Genomic DNA, 21,307 nt, shown 5'->3' with positions numbered 1-21,307 from the left:
GGAGTTGGTCCATGGTCGCCGTCGCCAGGATCCTGGCCCGCCGCATCCTGCTGCTGGTGCCGCTGATGCTCGGCATCGTGCTTTTCGTGTTCCTCGTGATGCGGTTCTCGGACGTCGACCCGGCGTCCGCGTTCTTCCAGGGCGCCAACCCGACACCGCAGCAACTGCACGACTTCCGGGAGCACAACGGGCTGCTCGACCCGCTGCCGGTGCGCTACGTCCACTTCGTGGGCGATCTGCTCCACGGCGACATGGGCACCAGCGCCCTGACCCGGGCGCCGGTGGTCGAGCAGGTCACGACCGCGCTGCCGCTCACCCTCCAGCTCACCTTCCTCGGGCTCGGCATCGCGGTGGTGCTGGCCCTGGCCGGCGGGGTGACGGCCGCGATCCACCGGGACCGGCTGCCGGACCAGATCATCCGCGTGGTGTCCCTGACCGGGGTCGCCGCCCCCGGGTTCTGGCTGGCGCTGCTGATGATCCAGTACCTGGCGGTCGACCGGGGCTGGTTCCCGGCCGGCGGATACATCAACCCGGCGGACTCCTTCACCGGGTGGGTGCGGACGATGGCCCTCCCCGCGTTCGCGCTGTCGCTGCCCGTGGCGGCGCAGCTGACCAGGATCGTGCGGACGGCCGTGGTGGAGGAGCTGGACAAGGACTACGTGCGTACGGCGATCGGCAGCGGGCTGCCGCCGCGGGTGGTGGTCGGCCGGAACGTGCTGCGCAACGCGCTCATCAACCCGCTGACCGTGCTGGGCCTGCGCGTCGGGTACCTGCTGGGCGGAGCGGTCGTCATCGAGACCATCTTCTCCCTGCCGGGGATGGGCAAACTGATGATCGACGCCGTCAAGAACGGTGACCCGGCCGTCGTCCAGGGCGTCGTCCTGACCACGGCGACCGGCTTCGTGGTCGTCAACCTCGTCATCGACATCCTGTATCTGCTGGTCAACCCGCGACTGAGGGATGCGGCCCGATGATCACCACACGCAGGGGCCTCGGCGAGGCCCTGTCCCGTCCCGGTATCCGGCTGCGCGGCTGGCGGCGGCTGCCGCCGCTGTCGAAGACCGCGGTCTGCTTCCTGGCCGTCGTGGTGCTGGTGGCGCTGCTCGCGCCGGTGATCGCCCCGCACGACCCGCTCGACCAGCAGGAGCCGGTCGACGGCACCGGGCACCCGTCCGCCGGCCACTGGATGGGGCAGGACAGCCTCGGCCGGGACATCCTCAGCCGGCTGATGTACGGGGCCCGCTGGTCGCTCGCGATCGGGCTCGGGGCGACCGTGCTGGCCCTGGCCGTGGGGGCCCTGCTCGGCGCGGTCGCGGCGACCTCCCGCAAGGCCGTGGACGAGACGCTGATGCGCTGTCTGGACGTCGTCATGGCGTTCCCCGGCATCGCGCTCGCCGCCGTCCTCATCTCCGTCTTCGGCGGCGGGATCACCGTGCTGATCTGCGCGATCGCGTTCCTGTTCACCCCGCCGGTCGCCCGGGTCGTACGGGCGAACGTGCTGGACCAGTACGGCGAGGACTATGTCACCGCCGAACGGGTGATCGGTGCGCGTACTCCTCATATCGTCCTGCGGCACGTGGCGGTCAACTGCGCCGCCCCCGTGCTGGTCTTCTGCACCGTGCAGGTCGCCGAGGCCATCGTGTTCGAGGCGTCGCTGTCGTTCATCGGGGCGGGCGTGCGGCCCCCGGACCCGTCGTGGGGCAGCGTCATCGCGGACGGCAAGAACATGGTGCTGACCGGCGGCTGGTGGGCGACGGTCTTCCCGGGCCTGCTGATGCTGGTCACGGTCCTGTCGCTGAACATCCTGTCCGAGGGCGTCTCGGACGCGTGGGCGGCACCCGCGGCCCGTGCCGTCCGGGTGCGGGGCGACGGCGACCGGTGGGAGACGCCGGAGCCGGGCAGCGGCGAGGTGGTTGCGCTGCCGGGGCTCGCCGAGGCGGCGCGGCGGCTGCGCTCCCGTGCCCGTCCGCTTCCGGACGGTCCGCCGGTGCTCGCGGTGGAGAACCTCGCCATCGGTTTTCCCGGCCGGCACCACGGCGTGGACATCGTCGACGGCATCAGCTTCGAGGTGCACCCCGGCGAGGTCCTCGGGCTGGTGGGCGAGTCGGGCTGCGGGAAGTCGCTGACCGCGCTCACGGTCATGGGGCTCCAGCCGAAGGGCGCCCAGGTGCGGGGCCGGGTCCGGTTCGGCGGGCGGGACCTGCTCACCGAGCCGGTGCGGGTACGGCGCAGGCTGCTCGGCCACGAGATGGCGATGATCTATCAGGACGCGCTGTCCTCGCTGAACCCGGCGATGACGATCCGGGCGCAGCTGAAACAGGTCGTACGGCGCGGCGGCCGCCGCGGTCCGGCCGAACTGCTGACGATGGTGGGGCTGGACCCCGAACGCACCCTGCGCAGCTATCCGCACGAGCTGTCCGGCGGTCAGCGGCAGCGGGTCCTGATCGCCCTGGCGCTCTCCCGCGACCCGAAGCTGATCATCGCCGACGAGCCGACGACCGCGCTGGACGTGACCGTTCAGGCGCAGGTCATCGAACTGCTGCTGCGGCTGCGGGCGGAACTGGGGTTCGCGCTGATCCTCGTCTCGCACGACCTGGCGCTCGTGGCGGACGTCACGGACCGGGTGGTGGTGATGTACGGCGGGCAGATCGTGGAGACCGGGGTGACCGCGGATCTCGTGGAGGCGCCGGCCCACCACTACACGCGCGGACTGCTCGGCAGCGTCCTGTCCCTGGAGTCGGCGGCCACACGGATGACGCAGATCAAGGGGGTCGTTCCGGCGCCCGCCGACTTCCCGGCGGGCTGCCGGTTCGCGGACCGCTGCCCGCGGGCGAGCGAGGTGTGCCGGGCGAAGGCGCCCGGCCTGACGGGCACCCGGACGCACACGGCGGCCTGCCACCACCCGGCGGTCGACCTGGTGACGACGGAGGAGAGCGAGGCCGTGACGTGAATGCGACCGTCGAGCCTTCCGGCGCCCCTGACGCCGACGACGCCCGTGACGCGATCGTGGAGCTCCGCGACGCCCATGTCGTCCACAGGGCGCGCAGCGGCGGCCTGTTCGCCAGGGACCGGGTGTACGCCCTGACCGGCGCCGATCTGACCGTGGCGCCCGGGGAGACGGTCGGCGTGGTCGGCGAGTCGGGCTGTGGCAAGTCGACGCTGGCGAAGGTGCTGGTGGGTGTGGAGCGGCCGACGTCCGGCACGGTGCTCTTCCGGGGCCGGGACCTGTGGTCGATGCCGCCCGCCGAGCGCCGGGCCGCGGTCGGCGGCAGTACCGGCATGGTGTTCCAGGACCCGTCGACGGCGCTGAACCGCCGGCTGACCGTGCGCCGGATCCTGCGCGACCCGCTGGACGTGCACCGGCGCGGGACCCCGGACCGCCGGGAGGAGCGGGTACGGGAGCTGATGTCCCTGGTGGGTCTCCCCGGGGCCCTCGCCGACGCTCTGCCCGGGCAGCTCTCCGGAGGGCAGCGGCAGCGCGTGGCCATCGCCCGCGCCCTCGCCCTCGACCCGGAGCTGGTGGTCGCCGACGAACCGACGAGCGCACTGGACGTGTCGGTCCGCGCGCAGATCCTTAACCTCCTGCTGGACCTGAAGGAACGCCTGGGCCTGGCGCTCGTCTTCGTCTCGCACGACATCCAGACGGTACGGCGGATGAGCGACCGTGTGGTCACCATGTATCTGGGCCGGATCGTCGAGGAGGCCCCGGCCGGCCGGGTCACCGACCACGCCCGGCACCCGTACACCCGTGCCCTGTTCTCCGCGACGCCCGGTCTGCTGGACCCGATCGACCCGATCCCGCTGGTGGGCCCGGTGCCGTCGGCGACCCGGCCGCCGAGCGGCTGCCCGTTCCGTACCCGCTGCTGGAAGGCGGACGAGCCGTGTGCCACGGCGATGCCGGGCTTCTCGGGCGCGTCGGCGGCCGGGCACCGCTTCCGCTGTCACCATCCTGTGGAGGAGGGCGAGCCGACGCGCGACCTGGTGCGCGAGGCGGCAGGGCCCTCCCCGGCCACCGCCATGGCCGAGGTACCGCCGGAACACGTACTGCCCGACCAGAAACACGCACGGGAGCCCTGATGACCCTGCCCACCCCGCTCACCGGTGTCGTCCCGCCCGTCTGCACCCCCCTGACTCCGGACCGCGAGGTGGACGTCCCCTCGCTCCTCAGGCTCGTGGACCATCTGCTGTCGGGCGGGGTGGACGCGCTGTTCGTGCTCGGTTCGTCCTCGGAGGCCGCCTATCTGACGGACCGTCGGCGCCGTCTGGTGGTGGAGACGGTGGTGGCCCATGTGTCCGGCCGGGTTCCGGTCCTGGCCGGGGCCATCGACATGACCACGCCCCGGGTGCTGGACCATGTGGCGTACACGGCCGGGGCGGGCGCGGACGCGGTGGTGGTGACGGCGCCCTTCTACACGCGCACGCACCCCGCGGAGGTCGCCCGCCACTACCGTGTGGTCGCCGAGCGCTCCCCTGTGCCGGTGTTCGCCTACGACATCCCGGTCTCCGTGCACACCAAGCTGAGCCCCGAGCTGGTTCTGGAGCTGGCCGCGGAGGGGACTCTGGCCGGTCTGAAGGACTCCAGCGGCGATCTGGCCGCCTTCCGTGCGGTGGTGACGGGCGCCCACGCGGACCCCCGGATCGCGGGCTTCAGCGTGCTGACGGGTTCCGAGCTGGTCGTGGACTCGGCCCTGGCGCTGGGCGCGGACGGGGCGGTCCCGGGGCTGGCCAACGTGGATCCCGAAGGGTACGTGCGCCTTGACCGCCTGTGCCGTGCGGGCGACTGGGAAGCGGCGCGGGCGGAGCAGGATCGGCTGTGCGCGCTGTACGGCATGACCGGAGCCGGGGATCCGGCCCGGATGGGCGGCAGTTCGTCGGGCCTGGGGGCGTTCAAGGCGGCCCTGCACCTGCGGGGGGTGATCGCGTGCCCGGCCACGGCGGAGCCGCAGGTGGCGCTGTCGGAGGCGGAGACGGAACGGGTGGGCAAGTATCTGGCGGCGGCGGGGCTGCTGTAGCCGTCAGTCCGCACCGGGAACGGGGATCCGCCGGAACTCGATCGTTTCGTAGGGTCCCTTCGTCCCGTTCTCGTAGAGGATCCCGGCCTTTCCGCCGGGCAGCTGTACCAGGTCGCTGTAGGCCGCCTTCCGCCAGGACAGGGTCAGCATCTTGGTGAAGGTCGATCCGTTGTCGGTGCTGCGCCAGAGGGCCATCGCCTCGCGCGCGGTGGGCACGGAGGGCCCGGAGAAGAGCAACGGGGCGCGGGTGCCCCGGAGCTGCAGGACGCTGCCCTGGACGACGGGGACGTCGTCCAGGGTGTGCTGCACGGCGTAGGGGCGGTCCAGGGTCCGGCCGCCGTCGTGGGAGTAGCTGTCGAGACGGTTCCCGGGGCTGCTGCCCATCTGGTCCCGCGCGCTGAAGTAGAGCCGCCCGTCGGGGAGCTGGGTCGCGCTGCTCTCGTTGGCGTTGACGTACCCGTCATAGGAGTCGTCGCGGAAGCCCAGGTGCCACGTCCTGCCGCCGTCGTCCGAGCAGATCGCGTGCGCGCCGTAGTACTTGGCCTCCCGTCCGGTGTCGGAGGAGCCGGGGGGCGGCGCGGCGGAGTGGTTGGCGGGCACGACGAGACGTCCGGCGTGCGGGCCCCGGGTGAGGGCGACCGCGTGACCGGGGCCGGTGGCGTACCACCGCCACTCCGGGCGCTTCACCTGGGGCGTGATCTCCCGGGGCGCCGAGAAGTGCCGGCCGTCGTCCCCGCTGGTCTGCACGAAGACGCGGCGGCTCTGGGCGGGTATCACCTCGCCGCGCATGATCTGCGCCTCGCTCACCGCACCGCTGTTGTAGGACGTGACGAGGACGATCCGGCCGGTCCGCGGGTCCAGGACCGGCGCCGGGTTGCCCCGGGTGTTCCCCCGGCCGGCGGCGACGACCGTGAGGGGCCCCCAGGTGCAACCACCGTCGGAGGACCGTCTCAGCACGACGTCTATGTCCCCGCTGTCCCCGGCTCCGCCCCGCCGCCCCTCGGCGAAGGCGAGCACGGTCCCCTTGCCCGTGACGACCGTCGCCGGGATCCGGTAGGTGTGGTAGCCACCCCGCCCGGCGGTGTACGGCACCGAGGAGAGGCAGCCGCCGCGGTGCGGATGCGAAATGGCGGACGTCGCCTGCGCCACCGGGAGGACGCTGAGCAGCCCGGCGGCGACCGTCGCTCCGACGGCGGTGCGACGGGTGAGGGTCATGGCATGCTCCCTGCGCTGTGGGGATCATGGGACGTGGGACGTCCCGTCGTGATCAATGTGCCACGGATGTCACGGCGGTAGACCTGCCGAGCAGGGGCTCTGGCGTGCGGTCGGACCCTCCTGCGGAGTACACGCGGGGCCGCGCGCAGACGGAGCCGGTGGCCGGTGGCGAGGCAGAGCGGGGCGTAGCACGGTACGAGGCGTTCCACGGGGCGGCTGTCCCGGCCGAGGGTGCGGATGCCGTCCTGGAGGGCCGTGTCGGCGACCAGCCGGCGGGGCTCGGATGTCCAGGGGTGGTCGGCCCGTGGAGCCGGTCGTGGTCGGCGCAGCGGGCGCGGGCGGCCTCACGCGCCGCGCGCCGGCGGCCGGAGAGCCGCAGCGCGTTCCGCTAGGAGGGTGTGCGTGCCGCCACCAGGAGGCGGGTCACGTCGTCCGAGCAGATCGTCAGGGCCGCGCCGACCGTGATGAGGACCTCGCGTTCGGCGGGGGTGTAGGGGCCGTCCGCGAGGGCGATCCGGGCGCCTTGCAGGAGGATCGACTCGCGGCCGGGGGCGGCGAGGTGCGGGGCCAGGGGGTCCAGCGCCTCGTGCAGTTCTATGGCCAGGCTCGCGCCGCCCGGTTCGCCGCAGACCCGGCCGGTGTCGGCGTTCAGGGCCTCGACCAGCGCGCCGAGCCCGTCCACCGTGCAGTCGTCGAAGCCGGCGGAGCGAACGGCGGTGGCGGCCGTCTCCAGGGCCGTACGGGAGCAGGTGCCGCCCGCGGCGAGGACGGCGAGGGCCACGGTGTGGACGGCGTCGCGGAGCATTGCGGAGAAGCGGGTCGTGGTGGGGTGGTCCAGGACGTCGGTGCCGTAGTGGTGGCCGCAGGCCGCGCACTCCACGACCGGGCCCGTCTCGCCGCGCGGCAGGACCGGGACGCCGACGAGAGCGAGGCGGCGGCGCCCGGTGAGGCGCTGGTAGTTGCGGTCGCCACCGCAGCCGGGGCAGAAGAACTCGCCGTCGCCGACGGCGGTCCATGCGGTACGGATGCCAAGAACCTGCGAAACACGGCCCCCGCGCACTCCACGGCCGTTGCGTCCCCGTCCTGGCAGCACGTCGCACCTCCCTCACCACGCGGCATCATCGTCGCGCTGGCGTGATGTTAGCCACATTGTTGATGCGGAGTCAGTACCCCGGACGAGACCTCTCCGTGATCTTTGGCTGAAATGGCCGGTCCATGACGTGGCCCCGTCCGCCCTGAAGGGCGGACGGGGCCGGGAACGTGCCGGTCAGCGGGTGGCGCGGTTCACCGCGGAGACGACGGCCTTCAGCGAGGCACGTGTCGTATTCGCGTCGATGCCGATGCCCCACAGGACCTTGCCGTCGATCGCGCACTCGATGTAGGAGGCTGCCTGCGCGGAGGCGCCCTCGCTCATGGTGTGCTCCTGGTAGTCCAGCAGGCGTACGTCGATGCCGATGGACTGCAGCGCGTCGAAGAAGGCCGAGATCGGACCGTTGCCGGAGCCGGTGAGGACGGTGTCCTCGCCGTCGACCGTGGCCTCGACCGTCAGTGTGTCGACGCCGTCCTTGTCGGTGGTCGTCTGGCCGGTCCTCACCTGGATGCGGCCCCACGGGTTGTCCGGGTTCGGCAGGTACTCGTCCTGGAAGACGCTCCAGATCTCCGTCGGGCTGACCTCGCCGCCCTCGGCGTCGGTCTTCGCCTGGATGATCTTCGAGAACTCGATCTGCATCCGGCGCGGCAGGTCCAGCTTGTGGTCGTTCTTCAGGACGTAGGCGATGCCGCCCTTGCCGGACTGCGAGTTCACGCGGATGACCGCCTCGTAGGAGCGGCCGACGTCCTTGGGGTCGATGGGCAGGTACGGCACCGCCCACTCGATGTCGTCGACGGTCTTGCCCTGGGCGGCCGCGTCGGCCTCCATGGCGTCGAAGCCCTTCTTGATGGCGTCCTGGTGGGAGCCGGAGAAGGAGGTGTAGACGAGGTCGCCGATGTACGGGTGGCGCGGGTGGACCTCCATCTGGTTGCAGTACTCCCAGGTACGGCGGATCTCGTCGATGTGGGAGAAGTCGATCTGCGGGTCGACGCCCTGGGAGAAGAGATTCATGCCCAGGGTGACCAGGTCGACGTTGCCGGTGCGCTCGCCCTGGCCGAACAGACAGCCCTCGACGCGGTCGGCGCCGGCCATCACTGCCAGCTCGGCGGCCGCGACGGCGGTGCCGCGGTCGTTGTGCGGGTGGGCCGACAGGCAGACGAACTCGCGGCGGGAGAGGTTGCGGTGCATCCACTCGAAGCGGTCCGCGTGGGTGGAGGGCGTCGAGCGCTCCACGGTGGCGGGCAGGTTGAGGATGATCTCGCGGTCCGGGCCCGGCTGCCAGACGTCCATGACCGCCTCGCAGACCTCGAGGGCGAAGTCCAGCTCGGTGTCGGTGAAGATCTCGGGGCTGTACTGGTAGCCGAACTCCGTCTCGGGGCCCAGCAGCTTCTCCGCGTACTCCGTCACCAGGCGGGTGCCGTCGACGGCGATCTGCTTGATCTCTTCCTGGGAGCCGCGGAAGACGACCCGGCGGAAGACCGGGGCGGTCGCGTTGTAGAGGTGGACGTTCGCCCGCCTGGCGCCCTTCAGGGACTCCACGGTCCGCTCGATCAGGTCCTCGCGGGCCTGGGTCAGTACGGAGATCGTCACATCGTCCGGGATGGCGCCCTCTTCCTCGACGATCGAGCGCACGAAGTCGAAGTCGGTCTGGCCGGAGGCCGGGAAGCCGATCTCGATCTCCTTGTAGCCCATCTTCACCAGCAGGTCGAACATCGCCCGCTTGCGGACCGGGGACATCGGGTCGATCAGGGCCTGGTTGCCGTCGCGCAGGTCGGTGGAGAGCCAGCGGGGGGCACGGCTGATCCGCTGGTCGGGCCATGTGCGGCCGGGGATGTCGACCTGCTCGTACGGGCGGTACTTGTGGATCGGCATGGACGTGGGCTGCTGACGGTTCGCCATGATGCGTGGGCTCCTGAGGGGGTCCGGGAGGACGGCCGACGGCGCAGCGCCAAACTCCGCGGGGAGGGGGTCGGCCTCGACTACAGGCCCTCGCCGCGGCAGCTAAGAAGGAGCAGCCCGAAACGCATGATGCTCCGCATGTTAGTGGAGCCGCGCCGGATGCGAGGGCTCGTATCAGTATGCGGGATCCGGGTGACTTTTCGGACAAAAAGTGCGCCAGCTCACAGCGGAACGACTCCGCCCTCCGAGATCACCGCATCACTGCCATATCACCCCTTCCCCGAATGGACGCCTTCATGTCGCGGCTTTTCACCAATCATGGTTGCGAGGGGTGACAGGACTGTCACGGAATGCAATGGTGCCCGACATGAACGCCAACGGGGGCTTTGAGCCCGTCTTCTGCAGCATCGTGCCACCGCATGTCCTCGACAATCTCGCCCAGCACGAGGACTCCGCGCTCGCCACTCCCGCGCGCCGCACCCTGGAGCGGGACGCCCTGGAGCGCACCCGCCGCCGTCTGACCACGGTCATCGGCGCACCCGCGGCGACCCCGCCCACAGCCGACGCCGGCGCGCCGTACCGCACGGTCTACGACGCCGAGCACCAGGAGACCCTGCCCGGTACCAAGGTCCGCGACGAGGGCGACGAACCCGGCGGGGACGCCACCGTCAACCGGGCGTACGCGGGCCTCGGCGCCACCTTCGAGCTGTATCTGCGGGCGTACGGCCGCGACTCCATCGACGGCAAGGGACTGCCGCTGGACGCGACCGTGCACTTCGGCGAGAACTACGACAACGCCTTCTGGAACGGCGAGCAGATGGTGTTCGGCGACGGTGACGGCGAGATCTTCCTCGACTTCACCCTCCCGGTCGACGTCATCGGCCACGAACTCACCCATGGCGTCACCCAGTACACCGCGAACCTGGCCTACTTCGGCGAGTCGGGCGCCCTCAACGAGTCGATGTCGGACGTCTTCGGCTCGCTGATCAAGCAGTACTCGCTCGGCCAGACCGCCGCCGAGGCCGACTGGCTGATCGGCGCCGGGCTGCTCGCCCCGCGTGTCACCGGCCAGGCGCTGCGCTCGATGAAGGAACCGGGCAGCGCGTACGACGACGACGTACTGGGCAAGGACCCTCAGCCGGGGACGATGGACGGGTACGTGCGCACCAGCCGGGACAACGGCGGGGTGCACATCAACTCCGGGATCCCCAACCACGCGTTCTACCTGGTCGCCACCGAACTCGGCGGACACGCCTGGGAACGGGCCGGACAGATCTGGTACGACGTGCTGACCGGCGGAGAGCTGGACACGCACGCGACCTTCGCGGACTTCGCGCGGCTGACCGTGGCGGCGGCCGTGACCCGCTACCGCGAGGGCGCGGAGCAGGAGGCCGTGCTCAAGGCCTGGGGGCGGGTCGGGGTCCCGGCCACGTAGCCCCGGGCGCCCGTCTCGTACTAGACAGGTCCCATGCGTATTCGGGTGAGGCGTACGGGCGGGTTCGCGGGCATCGAGCGCCTGGCCGAGGTGGATACCTCGGGACGGGCCGACGCCCAGGAGTGGCACACCCTGGCCGAGCGGGCACTGGCCGCCGGCCGGGGTGTGCCGCCGGCCGGGGTGCCGGACGGCTTCAGCTATGAGATCACCGTGGACGGCAGGACCGTGTACTGCGCGGATCCCCGGCTGAGCGAGGAGCAGCGGACGCTGGTCTCACGTGTGCTGAAGGAAGGCGCCTGAACCCGCCGCCTGCGAGGCAACCGGCAGTTCGCGCCTGCCCGTTGACTTCCGTTACCGGCGGTACGGATGATCCGGCGCATGGCGACGAACCCGATAGCCCAGTTCCCGGCCGGCTTCCTGTGGGGCGTGTCGACCTCGGCCCACCAGATCGAGGGGGCGGCCGACGCGCGCGAGCCCTCCGTGTGGGACGTGTTCACCGCGGAGCCGGGCCGGGTGAAGGACGGCTCGACCGCCGCGGTGGCCTGCGACCACTACCACCGTTACCGCGAGGACGTGGCCCTCCTGGCGGACCTCGGCGTGGACGCGTACCGCTTCTCGGTCTCCTGGCCCCGGGTGAGCTCCCCCGAAGGCCTGGACTTCTACGACCGCCTGGTCGACGAGCTGTGCGCGGCGGGCGTGCGGCCGGTGGTGACCCTCTTCCACTGGGATCTGCCGGTCACCCTGGACTGGCTGGAACGGGACACCGCGTCCCGGTTCGCCGAGTACGCGTCGGTCGTCGCCGGGCGGCTCGGCGACCGTGTGGCCAAGTGGATCACCATGAACGAGCCGGCCGAGCACACCTTGCTGGGCCATGCGCTCGGTGTCCACGCACCGGGCAGACGGCTGATGTTCGACGCCCTGCCGGTGGCCCATCACCAGCTGCTGGCCCACGGTCTGGCCGTACGGGCCCTGCGCGCGGCCGGGGCGGGCGACATCGGGATCGCCAACTCCCACGGCCCGACGTGGCCGGCGTCCGGGACGCCGGAGGACGTGGCGGCCGCGGAGTTCTACGACGTCCTGCTCAACCGGCTGTTCTCCGACCCTCTTCTGCTCGGCCGCTACCCCGAGGGCATCGGCGAACTGATGCCCGGAACACCGGAGGACGTCGCGACCGATCTCGAGGTGATCGCGGAACCGGTCGACTGGTACGGGATCAACTACTACGCGCCGACGCGGGTGGGCGCCCCGCGGGGCGAGGCGATCGAGTTCGGCAGTCTCTCCCTCCCCGCCGAACTCCCCTTCTCGGTCCGGGAGATCGAGGGCCACCCGATGACGGACTTCGGCTGGCCGGTGGTCCCCGAGGCGCTGACCGAGCTGCTCACCGGCTTCCACGAGCACTACGGCGACCGGCTCCCGCCCGTCGTCGTCACCGAGAACGGCTGCTCCTACGAGGGCGTCGAGGACCGGGAGCGCATCGCCTATCTGGACGGGCACATCCGGGCGCTGCACCGGGCGGTTGAGGCGGGGGTCGATGTGCGCGGCTACTTCGTGTGGTCGTTGCTGGACAACTTCGAGTGGGCCGAGGGGTACGCGCGCCGCTTCGGCCTGGTGCACGTGGACTACACGACGCTGAAGCGGACCCCGAAGGCGTCGTACGGGTGGCTGCGGGATCTGCTGCGGGCGCGCAGATGACGACGGCCGACCGGCCCGCGGACCTGCCCGCCGAGGGGCCCGCGGACGCCCTCGCCGAGGGGCCCGCGGACGTCCTCGCCGAGCCCGTCGAACGGGTCGGCGGGGGCTGGATCTCGGCCCTGTCGCTGGCCAACGGGGCGATCTGGGTGGGTTGGTACGGCCCGTTGCAGATCCTGCTCGCCTCGCAGGCGAAGGACTTCGCGCACTGGCCCGGGTGACGGGCGCGGGCGCGGTGGTGTCGCTGGTCGCGAATCCGTTCTTCGGCGCGCTGTCGGACCGGGTGGGCCGCCGCAAGCCGTTCGTGGTCTGGTCCGGAGTGCTGATGGCGGTCGCGACGGCCGCCCTGTCCGGCTGGCAGACCTGGCCGGGCACGGTCGTCGCGGCGGCGGTGCCCGGCGTGGGTTTCGGGGTGTTCACGTCGGTGGACTTCGCGCTGATGACGGACGTCCCGCCGAAGGCGCTGGACCGCGGCAAGGACCTGGGGGTGATCAACATCGCCAACGCCCTCCCCCAGGTCGCGGCCCCGGCCCCGGCCGCACCGATCGTCACGTACCTGGGCGGCTACCGGGTGCTGTACCTGGTGGCGGCGGTGATCGGACTGGCCGGGGCGGTGCTGGTGGGGCGGATCAGGGGAGTGGTCCGACGCCGACGACATGCGGAAGCTGTGCGGCAGCCGCGTCAGGATCGTCCCGCTCTGACCGTCCGTGCCGGTTCCGGGCGGTCGGCCCGGTGCCGCAGGTGGTCGTACAAGCACACGGAAAAGCCCTACGGCTCTGTCAGCGCCGCGTCGTACCCTTGAAACCGCGAGGCCGCCCTCAGCTGCGCGGCCCTACGGAGGAGGAATCGCAGGCCTACAGAGCCGGCCCATGACTCAGACACCCACAGCTCACACCCCCGCGCAGGGGGAGGCGAGAACGCAGATCACCGTCCCTGCACAGCACCCCATGGTGATGGTGCTGGGTTCCGGCGACTCCCTGCTGCGCGTGATCGAGACGGCCTTCCCGGGGGTCGACATCCACGTCCGGGGCAACGAGATCAGCGCGGTCGGCGACCCGGCGGACGTCGCCCTGATCCAGCGCCTGTTCGCAGAGATGATGCTGGTGCTCCGCACCGGGCAGCCGATGACGGAGGACGCAGTGGAACGCTCGATCGCCATGCTCCGGGCGAGCGACAACGGTGAGGGCGACGGACCGGAGACCCCGGCCGAGGTGCTGACGCAGAACATCCTGTCCTCCCGGGGCCGCACGATCCGGCCCAAGACGCTCAACCAGAAGCGGTACGTGGACGCGATCGACAAGCACACGATCGTCTTCGGCATCGGCCCCGCCGGTACCGGCAAGACCTACCTCGCCATGGCCAAGGCGGTCCAGGCCCTGCAGTCCAAGCAGGTCAACCGGATCATCCTGACCCGTCCGGCCGTCGAGGCGGGCGAGCGTCTCGGCTTCCTGCCCGGCACGCTGTACGAGAAGATCGACCCGTATCTGCGCCCGCTGTACGACGCGCTGCACGACATGCTCGACCCCGATTCCATTCCGCGGCTGATGGCCGCCGGGACGATCGAGGTCGCACCGCTCGCGTACATGCGCGGTCGCACGCTCAACGACGCCTTCATCATCCTCGACGAGGCCCAGAACACGAGCCCCGAGCAGATGAAGATGTTCCTCACCCGCCTCGGCTTCGACTCGAAGATCGTGATCACGGGTGACGTGACCCAGGTGGACCTTCCGAACGGCACCAAGAGCGGTCTGCGGCAGGTGCAGGAGATCCTGGAGGGCGTCGAGGACGTCCACTTCTCGCGCCTGTCGTCCCACGATGTCGTACGGCACAAGCTCGTCGGCCGTATCGTCGACGCCTACGAGAAGTACGACAGCAAGAACGGCACCGAGAACGGCACGCACAAGGCCGCCCGCGGCAAGGCCGGACACGCGCACAAGGGGAAGTAGACCAGCACTGCCATGGCGATCGACGTCAACAACGAGTCCGGTACCGAGGTCGACGAGCAGGCGATCCTCGACATCGCCCGCTACGCGCTCGCGCGGATGCGCATCCACCCGCTCTCCGAGCTCTCGGTGATCGTCGTGGACGCCGACGCCATGGAGCAGCTGCACGTCCAGTGGATGGACCTGCCGGGTCCCACGGATGTCATGTCCTTCCCGATGGACGAGCTGCGGCCCCCGGCCAAGGACGACGACGAGCCCCCGCAGGGGCTGCTGGGTGACATCGTGCTGTGCCCGGAGGTCGCCGCCAAGCAGGGCGCCGAGGCATCGACGCAGCACTCCATGGACGAGGAGCTCCAGCTCCTGACCGTCCACGGAGTGCTGCACCTGCTCGGCTACGACCACGAGGAACCCGACGAGAAGGCCGAGATGTTCGGCCTCCAAGCCGCCATCGTGGACGGCTGGCGCGCGGAGAAGGGCCTGACCGGCCCGTCTCCCGCCCCGACCGTGTCATGAGCCTCGAGCTCGTCGTCGGCGCGGTCGCGCTGGTCGTCGTCGCCTGGCTCGCCGCCTGCGCCGAGGCGGGCCTCGCGCGCGTCTCCAGCTTCCGCGCCGAGGAGGCCGTGCGCAGCGGCCGGCGCGGCAGCGCCAAGCTGGCCCAGGTGGCCGCGGACCCGACCCGCTACCTCAACGTGGCGCTGCTGGTCCGGGTCGCCTGCGAGATGGCCGCGGCCGCGCTGGTCACCTACGCCTGTCTGAAGGAGTTCCCCGGGACCGCCGAGGCCCTCCTGGCCGCGATCGCCGTCATGGTGCTGGTGTCCTACGTCGCCGTCGGCGTCTCCCCGCGCACCATCGGCCGCCAGCACCCGCTGAACACGGCGACGGCGGCGGCGTACGTCCTCGTGCCGCTGGCCCGGATCATGGGCCCGATCCCGAACCTCCTCATCCTCCTCGGCAACGCCCTGACCCCCGGCAAGGGCTTCCGTCGCGGCCCCTTCGCCTCCGAGGCGGAGCTGCGCGCCCTGGTCGACCTGGCGGAGAAGGAGTCGCTCATCGAGGCCGAGGAGCGCCGCATGGTGCACTCGGTGTTCGAGCTCGGCGACACCCTCGTACGGGAGGTGATGGTCCCGCGGACGGACCTCGTCGTCATCGAGCGCCACAAAACCATCCGTCAGGCGCTGACCCTGGCCCTGAGGTCCGGCTTCTCGCGCATCCCGGTCACCGGGGAGAGCGAGGACGACATCGTCGGGATCGTGTATCTGAAGGACCTGGTCCGCAAGACGCACATCAGCCGGGACGCCGAGTCGGAGCTGGTGTCCACCGCCATGCGGCCGGCCACCTTCGTGCCGGACACCAAGAACGCGGGCGACCTGCTGCGGGAGATGCAGAAGGAGCGCACCCACGTCGCCGTCGTCATCGACGAGTACGGCGGCACGGCCGGGATCGTCACCATCGAGGACATCCTGGAGGAGATCGTCGGCGAGATCACCGACGAGTACGACCGTGAGCTGCCACCGGTGGAGGACCTGGGCCACGACCGCTACCGCGTCACCGCCCGCCTCGACATCGGCGACCTCGGCGAGTTGTACGGGCTCGAGGCGTACGACGACGAGGACGTGGAGACGGTCGGCGGACTGCTGGCGAAGGCGCTCGGCCGGGTGCCGATCGCCGGGGCGTCGTCCGTGGTGGAACTCCCCGACGGCCGGGTGCTGCGGCTGACCGCGGAGGCCGCGGCGGGCCGCAGGAACAAGATCGTGACCGTGCTGGCGGAACCCGTGGGGCCGGCCGAGCCCGCCGAGGGGGAGCAGCCGAAGCCGGAGTGAGCCCCTGAGGGCCGCCCGGTGCGTGCGGCTTCGTATGCTCGGACCATGACCGACACCAACGCGCTCGACCCCGAGGACCGCAAGATCGTCACCCTGGCCCGTTCGGCCCGGGCCCGCAACGGTGTGCCGGAGGGTGCGGCCGTGCGCGACGAGACCGGGCGTACGTATGTGGCCGGAACCGTCGCCCTGGAGTCGCTGAAGCTGAGCGCCCTCCGGACGGCGGTGGCGATGGCGGTGGCGTCGGGCGCGAAGTCGCTGGAGGCGGCGGCCGTGGTCACCGAGGCCGAGTCCGCGTCCGCGGAGGACCGGGCTGCGGTGCGGGACCTCGGCGGTCCCGGGACGCCGGTGCTGGTGGCCGGCCCCGACGGCACGCTCCGCGCCACGCTCACGGCGGGCTGACGCACCGTACGACGCCGGCGGGCCGCGCGCAGGCGCGGCCCCCCTGGTCAGAGCGCGTCGGGACCGCGCTCGCCCGTACGCACCCGTACGACGGTCTCCACGGGCACCGCCCAGACCTTGCCGTCGCCGATCTTGCCGGTCTGCGCGGCCCTCACCACCGCCTCGATCACCGTGTCGGCGTCCGCGTCCTCGACCACGACCTCGATCCGCACCTTGGGCACGAGATCGACCCGGTACTCGGCGCCGCGGTACACCTCGGTGTGGCCGCGCTGACGGCCGTAGCCGCTGGCCTCGGTCACGGTCAGGCCGTGGACACCGAGTTCCTGGAGGGCCGTCTTGACCGCGTCCAGGCGGAAGGGCTTGACGACCGCGGTGATGAGCTTCATGCCTGGGAGGTGACCTTCTGCGTGACGGAGGGGACGGAGTGGGCGACCGGGGCGCCATGGCCCAGGACTCCGTGATCGTAGGCGGTCTCGGCGTGCACCGTAAGGTCCAGTCCGGTGTGCTCCTGTTCCTCGCTCGCGCGCAGGCCCATCACCTTGTCGATCGCCTTGCCGATCCCGTACGTCACGGCGAAGGCGTAGACCGCCACCACGGCCACGGCCAGCAGCTGCTTGCCGAACAGGGCGGGCCCGCCCCCGTACAGCAGGCCCTTCGTCCCGCCGGTCATCCCCCCGACCGCGAACAGGCCGATGAGCAGCGTGCCGATGACACCGCCGACCAGGTGAACGCCTACGACGTCCAGCGAGTCGTCGTAGTTCAGCTTGAACTTCCAGCTCACGGCGTACGAGCAGACGACTCCGGCGGCCAGGCCCACGACCAGCGCGCCGAGCAGGGACACCGTGCCGCAGGACGGGGTGATGGCGACCAGGCCCGCGACCGCGCCGGAGGCGGCGCCGAGCGTGGTGGGGTGGCCGTCGCGCTTCTGCTCGACGAAGAGCCAGCCGAGCAGGCCGGTGCAGCCTGCGGCGAGGGTGTTGAGGAAGGCGGCGGCCGCGAGGCCGTTCGCGCCGAGCGCCGAGCCCGCGTTGAAACCGAACCAGCCGAACCACAGGAGCCCGGCCCCGAGCATCACCATCGGCAGGTTGTGCGGGCGCATGGCGTCCTTCTTGAAGCCGAGCCGGGGGCCGAGGACCAGGCACAGGGCGAGCCCGGAGGCGCCGGAGGTGATTTCCACGGGCAGACCGCCGGCGAAGTCGAGGGCCCCGAGGCGGGTGAGGATCCAGCCGCCCGGGCCCCACACCCAGTGCGCGACCGGAACGTATACGAGCAGGGCCCACACCGGTACGAACACCAGCCACGCCCCGAACTTCGCGCGGTCCGCGACGGCGCCGCTGACGAGCGCCGCCGTGATGATCGCGAAGGTGAGCTGGAAGGTGGCGAAGAGCAGGGTGGGGACGCTGCCGTGCAGGCTCTCCGGGCCGAGGCCCGCCATGCCGGCGTGCTTAAGGCCGCCGATCAGCCCGCCCGCGCTGTCGTCGCCGAAGGCCAGGGAGTACCCGGCGGCCAGCCACACCACCGTGACCAGGGCGATCGACACAAAGCTCATCATCAGCATGTTGAGGACGCTCTTCGTGCGGACCATGCCGCCGTAGAACAGGGCCAGGCCCGGGGTCATCAGCAGGACGAGAGCGGTGGCGGCGAGCAGCCAGGCGGTGTCGCCGGTGTCGAGGGCGGGGGCCTTGCCGGCGGCCAGGTGGGCGATCTCCACGGGCGGGTCTCCTCGGGATGCGGGGCTCGTCCGAGGGTCACCGCCGCGCGTTTCCGGTCGCGTACGGGTGTGTTTCCGTGACGTTTCGTGTTGCGTCGCTGTTTCCGGAACCTCACCGGGCCCGGCGTACGGACAACCGTGCGGAGGGGCTCCGTGGATCAGGGACAATGGGCGCCATGAGCGTGCGCAGCCAGTCTTCCGAGCCGACCGAGGCCGTCCACCGGGCGGGCTTCGCCTGTTTCGTGGGCCGTCCCAACGCGGGCAAGTCCACCCTTACGAACGCTCTGGTCGGGCAGAAGGTGGCGATCACCTCGAACCGGCCGCAGACGACGCGGCACACGGTACGGGGCATCGTGCACCGGCCGGATGCGCAGCTGATCCTGGTCGACACCCCTGGTCTGCACAAGCCGCGGACGCTGCTCGGCGAGCGGCTCAACGACGTGGTGCGGACGACGTGGGCCGAGGTGGACGTGATCGGCTTCTGTCTGCCCGCCGACCAGAAGATCGGCCCCGGTGACCGCTTCATCGCCAAGGAGCTGGCGGGGATCAGGAAGACGCCGAAGGTCGCCATCGTCACCAAGACGGACCTCGTGGACTCCAAGACCCTGGCCGAGCAGCTGATCGCGATCGACCAGCTGGGCAAGGAGCTGGGGATCGAGTGGGCGGAGATCGTGCCCGTGTCGGCGGTCGGGGACAAGCAGGTGGAGCTGCTGGCCGATCTGCTGATCCCGCTGATGCCCGAGGGGCCCGCGCTCTACCCCGAGGGCGACCTGACGGACGAGCCGGAGCAGGTCATGGTGGCCGAGCTGATCCGGGAGGCGGCGCTGGAGGGTGTGCGGGACGAGCTGCCGCACTCCATCGCGGTGGTGGTGGAGGAGATGCTGCCGCGCGAGGACCGCCCGGCGGACAAGCCGCTCCTGGACATCCACGCGAACGTCTACATCGAGCGCCCCAGCCAGAAGGGGATCATCATCGGCCCCAAGGGCAAGCGCCTGAAGGAGGTCGGCATCAAGTCCCGCAAGCACATCGAGGCGCTGCTCGGCACCCCGGTGTTCCTGGACCTCCATGTGAAGGTGGCCAAGGACTGGCAGCGGGACCCCAAGCAGCTGCGGCGCCTGGGCTTCTGACGGCTGTCCGGGCTGCCGGGTGCCGCCCGGGTGCCGAGCGGCGTCACCTCGCCGCACTCATGTCGATCTGCGGAACCCGATCGTCGGTACGGCACGCCGCCGCGGCCAGGCTTCCACGCACTCCTCCGGGACCAGCCGGTCGAGGAACGCGTACCGGCTGAGGGCCGCCGGGTCCTGGTGCTCGTAGGACTGCACCCGGCGCCACCACGCCGCGACCTCGGACCACCCGGGCGCCGACAGCGAGCCGCCGAACTCCTGCACCGAGAGCGCGGCCGTCAGGCCCCCGAAGGCGAGGCGGTCGGCCAGCGGCCACTCGGCCAGCGTGCCGGTGACGAAGCCCGCCACGAAGACATCGCCCGCGCCCGTCGGATCCAGTGCCTCCACGGCGATCGCGGGCACGGCGGCGGTCTCCCCGGTGCGCCCGTCCACGGCGTAGGCGCCCTCCGCACCGAGGGTGACCACGGCCAGCGGCACACAGGCGCTCAGCGCGTGCGCGGCGGCGCGCGGGCAGTCGGTGCCCGTGTACCGCATGGCCTCCTCGGCATTCGGCAGGAACGCCTCGCAATGCTCGAGGTCGGCGAGGCCCGCGAGGTCCCAGGCACCGGTGTCGTCCCAGCCGACGTCGGCGAAGATACGGGTGCCCCGTGTGGCGGCCTCGGCGATCCAGGGGGCGCGCCGGCCCGGGGTGAGCGAGGCGACGGCGGCCCGGGCGGGGGGCGGGCAGGCGGGGGTGGGTTCCTCCGGCGGCGGCTCGTGGCCGTGGGAGACCATGGTCCGCTCGCCCTCGTAGGCCATGGAGACGGTGACCGGGGAGTGCCAGCCGGGGACCCGCCGGGACGGCGAGAGGTCGATGCCCTCGCCCTGTTCCAGCTCGTTCCAGCAGTACTCGCCGTAGTGGTCGTCGCCGAAGGCGGCGGCCAGGGAGGTCTTCAGGCCGAGGCGGGCCAGCGCGGTGGCCATGTTGGCGACACCGCCGGGGCTCGACCCCATCCCGCGCGCCCAGGACTCGGTGCCGCGCACGGGGGCGGAGTCGAGCCCGGTGAAGATGATGTCGAGGAACACCGTCCCCGTGAGGTACACGTCCCTGCGCGGGTCCCCCGGCACGCGCAGGGCGGCCAGGGGATCGACCTGGGAGTGGTGGTGCGCTTCCTCCCCGAGGTGGGGATGGGGGTGCGGGCCCTCTTCCATGCCGCTTCGACGGTGCCGTCCCTCTCCGGTGGTGGTCACGGTGGGCTCCCTGGCGTGGTGCGGATCCAGTCAGTGTGCACCACCGGTCACGGTGCGCGGCGCCGGCTGACCGGGGCCGTCCCGCCTACCAGCGGGGCACCACCGGAGTGACCCAGCCCGGATCCGCGACGCGCATCGCCGCCTCGTCGTCGCGGTCGCGCAGGGCGCCGTCGTCGGCGAGCCAGCGTGCGTGGAGGGCGGCCAGCCGGTCGCGGTCCAGCGTGACGCCGAGACCGGGCGCGTCCGGTACGGCGATCCGGCCGCCTTCGAAGGTGAGGCGCTCGGTGACGACGTCCTCCGACTGCCAGGGGTAGTGGGTGTCGCAGGCGTGGTGGAGGTCGGGCACGGTCGAGGCGACATGGGTCATCGCGGCGAGGGAGACGCCGAGGTGCGTGTTGGAGTGCATGGACAGCCCGACCCCGAACGCCCGGCGGACGGCGGACGGCGGCGAGTTCCCGGGTGTTGCGCAGCCCGCCCCAGTAGTGGTGGTCGGACAGCAGGACCTGGACGGCGCCGCGTGTGAACGCCTCCTCGATCTCCGGGAACGCGGGGGCGCTGCACCGACGTGGAGACCGGCCGCATCCATGGAAAGCGCGCAGTTATACCCGAGTTCACCGGCCACAAACTGAAGAGTGATACACATCACACATCCCGCGCTTCTTCTCGAACCGCGTGCTTGATACAAATTGCCCGCGCGTTCCTGTCGGTCGACGGACGGCGCCCCCTCCCCCCTTTCGAGC

General features: G+C 71.5%; 18 protein-coding genes and 2 pseudogenes. 13 read left to right on the top strand and 7 right to left on the bottom strand.

The genetic code is table 11. The annotated features are described in order from the left end of the window. Positions 1-11 precede the first annotated feature (11 nt). Genes ABZ876_RS25920 through ABZ876_RS25905 form a run of 4 tightly spaced genes read left to right on the top strand, consistent with a single transcriptional unit; the run spans position 12 to position 5,012 of the window. On the top strand, positions 12-974 hold the full coding sequence (locus tag ABZ876_RS25920; protein WP_361785755.1) for an ABC transporter permease: 963 nt from the start codon (positions 12-14) through the stop codon (positions 972-974). Further along, positions 971-2,950, top strand: a complete 1,980-nt coding sequence (locus tag ABZ876_RS25915) for a dipeptide/oligopeptide/nickel ABC transporter permease/ATP-binding protein (RefSeq protein WP_361785752.1) — start codon at positions 971-973, stop codon at positions 2,948-2,950. The genes ABZ876_RS25920 and ABZ876_RS25915 overlap by 4 nt, the downstream gene beginning before the upstream one ends. Next, positions 2,947-4,077: an ABC transporter ATP-binding protein gene (locus tag ABZ876_RS25910; RefSeq protein WP_361785749.1), complete on the top strand. Its 1,131-nt coding sequence runs from the start codon at positions 2,947-2,949 to the stop codon at positions 4,075-4,077. Before ABZ876_RS25915 ends, ABZ876_RS25910 begins: the two co-directional genes overlap by 4 nt. Next, positions 4,077-5,012 carry a dihydrodipicolinate synthase family protein gene (locus ABZ876_RS25905; protein ID WP_361785746.1) on the top strand — a complete coding sequence of 312 codons (936 nt, stop codon included), beginning with the start codon at positions 4,077-4,079 and terminating at the stop codon, positions 5,010-5,012. The genes ABZ876_RS25910 and ABZ876_RS25905 overlap by 1 nt, the downstream gene beginning before the upstream one ends. A 3-nt stretch (positions 5,013-5,015) precedes the next feature. On the opposite strand, the gene ABZ876_RS25900 is transcribed toward ABZ876_RS25905, so the two are convergent. The 3 genes from ABZ876_RS25900 to leuA form a co-directional block, all read right to left on the bottom strand. Continuing rightward, positions 5,016-6,227 carry a sialidase family protein gene (locus ABZ876_RS25900; protein WP_361785743.1) on the bottom strand — a complete coding sequence of 404 codons (1,212 nt, stop codon included), beginning with the start codon at positions 6,225-6,227 and terminating at the stop codon, positions 5,016-5,018. A 388-nt stretch (positions 6,228-6,615) separates the two neighbouring features. Next, positions 6,616-7,320, bottom strand: coding sequence for a TerB family tellurite resistance protein (locus ABZ876_RS25895; RefSeq protein ID WP_361785740.1), 705 nt, complete (start codon positions 7,318-7,320; stop codon positions 6,616-6,618). 174 nt (positions 7,321-7,494) lie between these two features. Next, positions 7,495-9,216: a 2-isopropylmalate synthase gene (leuA, locus tag ABZ876_RS25890; RefSeq protein WP_361785737.1), complete on the bottom strand. Its 1,722-nt coding sequence runs from the start codon at positions 9,214-9,216 to the stop codon at positions 7,495-7,497. A gap of 367 nt (positions 9,217-9,583) precedes the next feature. Between leuA and ABZ876_RS25885 the strand changes: the two genes are divergently transcribed. The 8 genes and pseudogenes from ABZ876_RS25885 (at position 9,584) to ABZ876_RS25850 (ending at position 16,502) form a co-directional block, all read left to right on the top strand. Beyond that, positions 9,584-10,651: a M4 family metallopeptidase gene (locus tag ABZ876_RS25885; RefSeq protein ID WP_361785734.1), complete on the top strand. Its 1,068-nt coding sequence runs from the start codon at positions 9,584-9,586 to the stop codon at positions 10,649-10,651. Between the two features lie 33 nt (positions 10,652-10,684). Then, complete coding sequence (locus ABZ876_RS25880) at positions 10,685-10,951, top strand: protealysin inhibitor emfourin (protein WP_361785731.1); 267 nt, start codon at positions 10,685-10,687, stop codon at positions 10,949-10,951. A 78-nt stretch (positions 10,952-11,029) separates the two neighbouring features. Beyond that, a complete protein-coding gene (locus tag ABZ876_RS25875) occupies positions 11,030-12,343 on the top strand; it encodes a GH1 family beta-glucosidase (RefSeq protein WP_361785728.1) in 1,314 nt (437 codons plus the stop codon). Further along, positions 12,340-12,980, top strand: a pseudogene (locus ABZ876_RS25870) (MFS transporter); the annotation flags it as partial. The gene ABZ876_RS25875 and the pseudogene ABZ876_RS25870, both read left to right, overlap by 4 nt. Before the next feature lie 229 nt (positions 12,981-13,209). Then, entirely contained in the window at positions 13,210-14,286 is a 1,077-nt protein-coding gene (locus ABZ876_RS25865) for a PhoH family protein (RefSeq protein ID WP_361785725.1), read from the top strand. A 12-nt stretch (positions 14,287-14,298) separates the two neighbouring features. Then, positions 14,299-14,796, top strand: a complete 498-nt coding sequence (ybeY, locus tag ABZ876_RS25860; RefSeq protein WP_361785722.1) for an rRNA maturation RNase YbeY — start codon at positions 14,299-14,301, stop codon at positions 14,794-14,796. After that, positions 14,793-16,103, top strand: coding sequence for a hemolysin family protein (locus ABZ876_RS25855; protein WP_361785719.1), 1,311 nt, complete (start codon positions 14,793-14,795; stop codon positions 16,101-16,103). Before ybeY ends, ABZ876_RS25855 begins: the two co-directional genes overlap by 4 nt. A gap of 45 nt (positions 16,104-16,148) precedes the next feature. Further along, entirely contained in the window at positions 16,149-16,502 is a 354-nt protein-coding gene (locus ABZ876_RS25850; protein WP_361785716.1) for a cytidine deaminase, read from the top strand. A 47-nt stretch (positions 16,503-16,549) separates the two neighbouring features. Here the strand turns inward: ABZ876_RS25850 and ABZ876_RS25845 are convergent, their stop codons facing one another. Beyond that, on the bottom strand, positions 16,550-16,888 hold the full coding sequence (locus ABZ876_RS25845; protein ID WP_361785713.1) for a P-II family nitrogen regulator: 339 nt from the start codon (positions 16,886-16,888) through the stop codon (positions 16,550-16,552). Further along, positions 16,885-18,213 (bottom strand): ammonium transporter, encoded by a 1,329-nt coding sequence (locus ABZ876_RS25840; RefSeq protein WP_361785710.1) that lies wholly within the window; start codon positions 18,211-18,213, stop codon positions 16,885-16,887. The genes ABZ876_RS25845 and ABZ876_RS25840 overlap by 4 nt, the downstream gene beginning before the upstream one ends. Positions 18,214-18,389: 176 nt before the next feature. On the opposite strand from ABZ876_RS25840, the gene era reads away from it, so the two are divergent. After that, positions 18,390-19,340 carry a GTPase Era gene (era, locus tag ABZ876_RS25835; protein ID WP_361785707.1) on the top strand — a complete coding sequence of 317 codons (951 nt, stop codon included), beginning with the start codon at positions 18,390-18,392 and terminating at the stop codon, positions 19,338-19,340. 57 nt (positions 19,341-19,397) lie between these two features. On the opposite strand, the gene ABZ876_RS25830 is transcribed toward era, so the two are convergent. Both ABZ876_RS25830 and ABZ876_RS25825 read right to left on the bottom strand, forming a co-directional pair. Next, positions 19,398-20,528: a PfkB family carbohydrate kinase gene (locus tag ABZ876_RS25830; protein WP_361785895.1), complete on the bottom strand. Its 1,131-nt coding sequence runs from the start codon at positions 20,526-20,528 to the stop codon at positions 19,398-19,400. 124 nt (positions 20,529-20,652) lie between these two features. Next, positions 20,653-21,106: pseudogene (locus ABZ876_RS25825) on the bottom strand (enolase C-terminal domain-like protein); the annotation flags it as partial. Between the last annotated feature and the right edge of the window lie 201 nt (positions 21,107-21,307).

The sequence above is a fragment of the Streptomyces sp. NPDC046931 genome (genome assembly GCF_040644655.1).
Lineage (GTDB): Bacteria > Actinomycetota > Actinomycetes > Streptomycetales > Streptomycetaceae > Streptomyces.
This window is presented reverse-complemented; position numbering and strand designations above follow the sequence as displayed.

Excerpts from the sequence above, each read along its gene's own strand:
- ABZ876_RS25920 (WP_361785755.1), top strand. The coding sequence starts at position 12 with ATGGTCGCCGTCGCCAGGATCCTGGCCCGCCGCATCCTGCTGCTGGTG.
- ABZ876_RS25855 (WP_361785719.1), top strand. The coding sequence starts at position 14,793 with ATGAGCCTCGAGCTCGTCGTCGGCGCGGTCGCGCTGGTCGTCGTCGCC.
- ABZ876_RS25875 (WP_361785728.1), top strand. The coding sequence starts at position 11,030 with ATGGCGACGAACCCGATAGCCCAGTTCCCGGCCGGCTTCCTGTGGGGC.
- ABZ876_RS25905 (WP_361785746.1), top strand. The coding sequence starts at position 4,077 with ATGACCCTGCCCACCCCGCTCACCGGTGTCGTCCCGCCCGTCTGCACC.
- ABZ876_RS25915 (WP_361785752.1), top strand. The coding sequence starts at position 971 with ATGATCACCACACGCAGGGGCCTCGGCGAGGCCCTGTCCCGTCCCGGT.
- ABZ876_RS25885 (WP_361785734.1), top strand. The coding sequence starts at position 9,584 with ATGAACGCCAACGGGGGCTTTGAGCCCGTCTTCTGCAGCATCGTGCCA.
- ABZ876_RS25850 (WP_361785716.1), top strand. The coding sequence starts at position 16,149 with ATGACCGACACCAACGCGCTCGACCCCGAGGACCGCAAGATCGTCACC.
- ABZ876_RS25845 (WP_361785713.1), bottom strand. The coding sequence starts at position 16,888 with ATGAAGCTCATCACCGCGGTCGTCAAGCCCTTCCGCCTGGACGCGGTC.
- era (WP_361785707.1), top strand. The coding sequence starts at position 18,390 with ATGAGCGTGCGCAGCCAGTCTTCCGAGCCGACCGAGGCCGTCCACCGG.
- ABZ876_RS25865 (WP_361785725.1), top strand. The coding sequence starts at position 13,210 with ATGACTCAGACACCCACAGCTCACACCCCCGCGCAGGGGGAGGCGAGA.
- ABZ876_RS25830 (WP_361785895.1), bottom strand. The coding sequence starts at position 20,528 with ATGGAAGAGGGCCCGCACCCCCATCCCCACCTCGGGGAGGAAGCGCAC.
- leuA (WP_361785737.1), bottom strand. The coding sequence starts at position 9,216 with ATGGCGAACCGTCAGCAGCCCACGTCCATGCCGATCCACAAGTACCGC.
- ABZ876_RS25880 (WP_361785731.1), top strand. The coding sequence starts at position 10,685 with ATGCGTATTCGGGTGAGGCGTACGGGCGGGTTCGCGGGCATCGAGCGC.
- ABZ876_RS25900 (WP_361785743.1), bottom strand. The coding sequence starts at position 6,227 with ATGACCCTCACCCGTCGCACCGCCGTCGGAGCGACGGTCGCCGCCGGG.
- ybeY (WP_361785722.1), top strand. The coding sequence starts at position 14,299 with ATGGCGATCGACGTCAACAACGAGTCCGGTACCGAGGTCGACGAGCAG.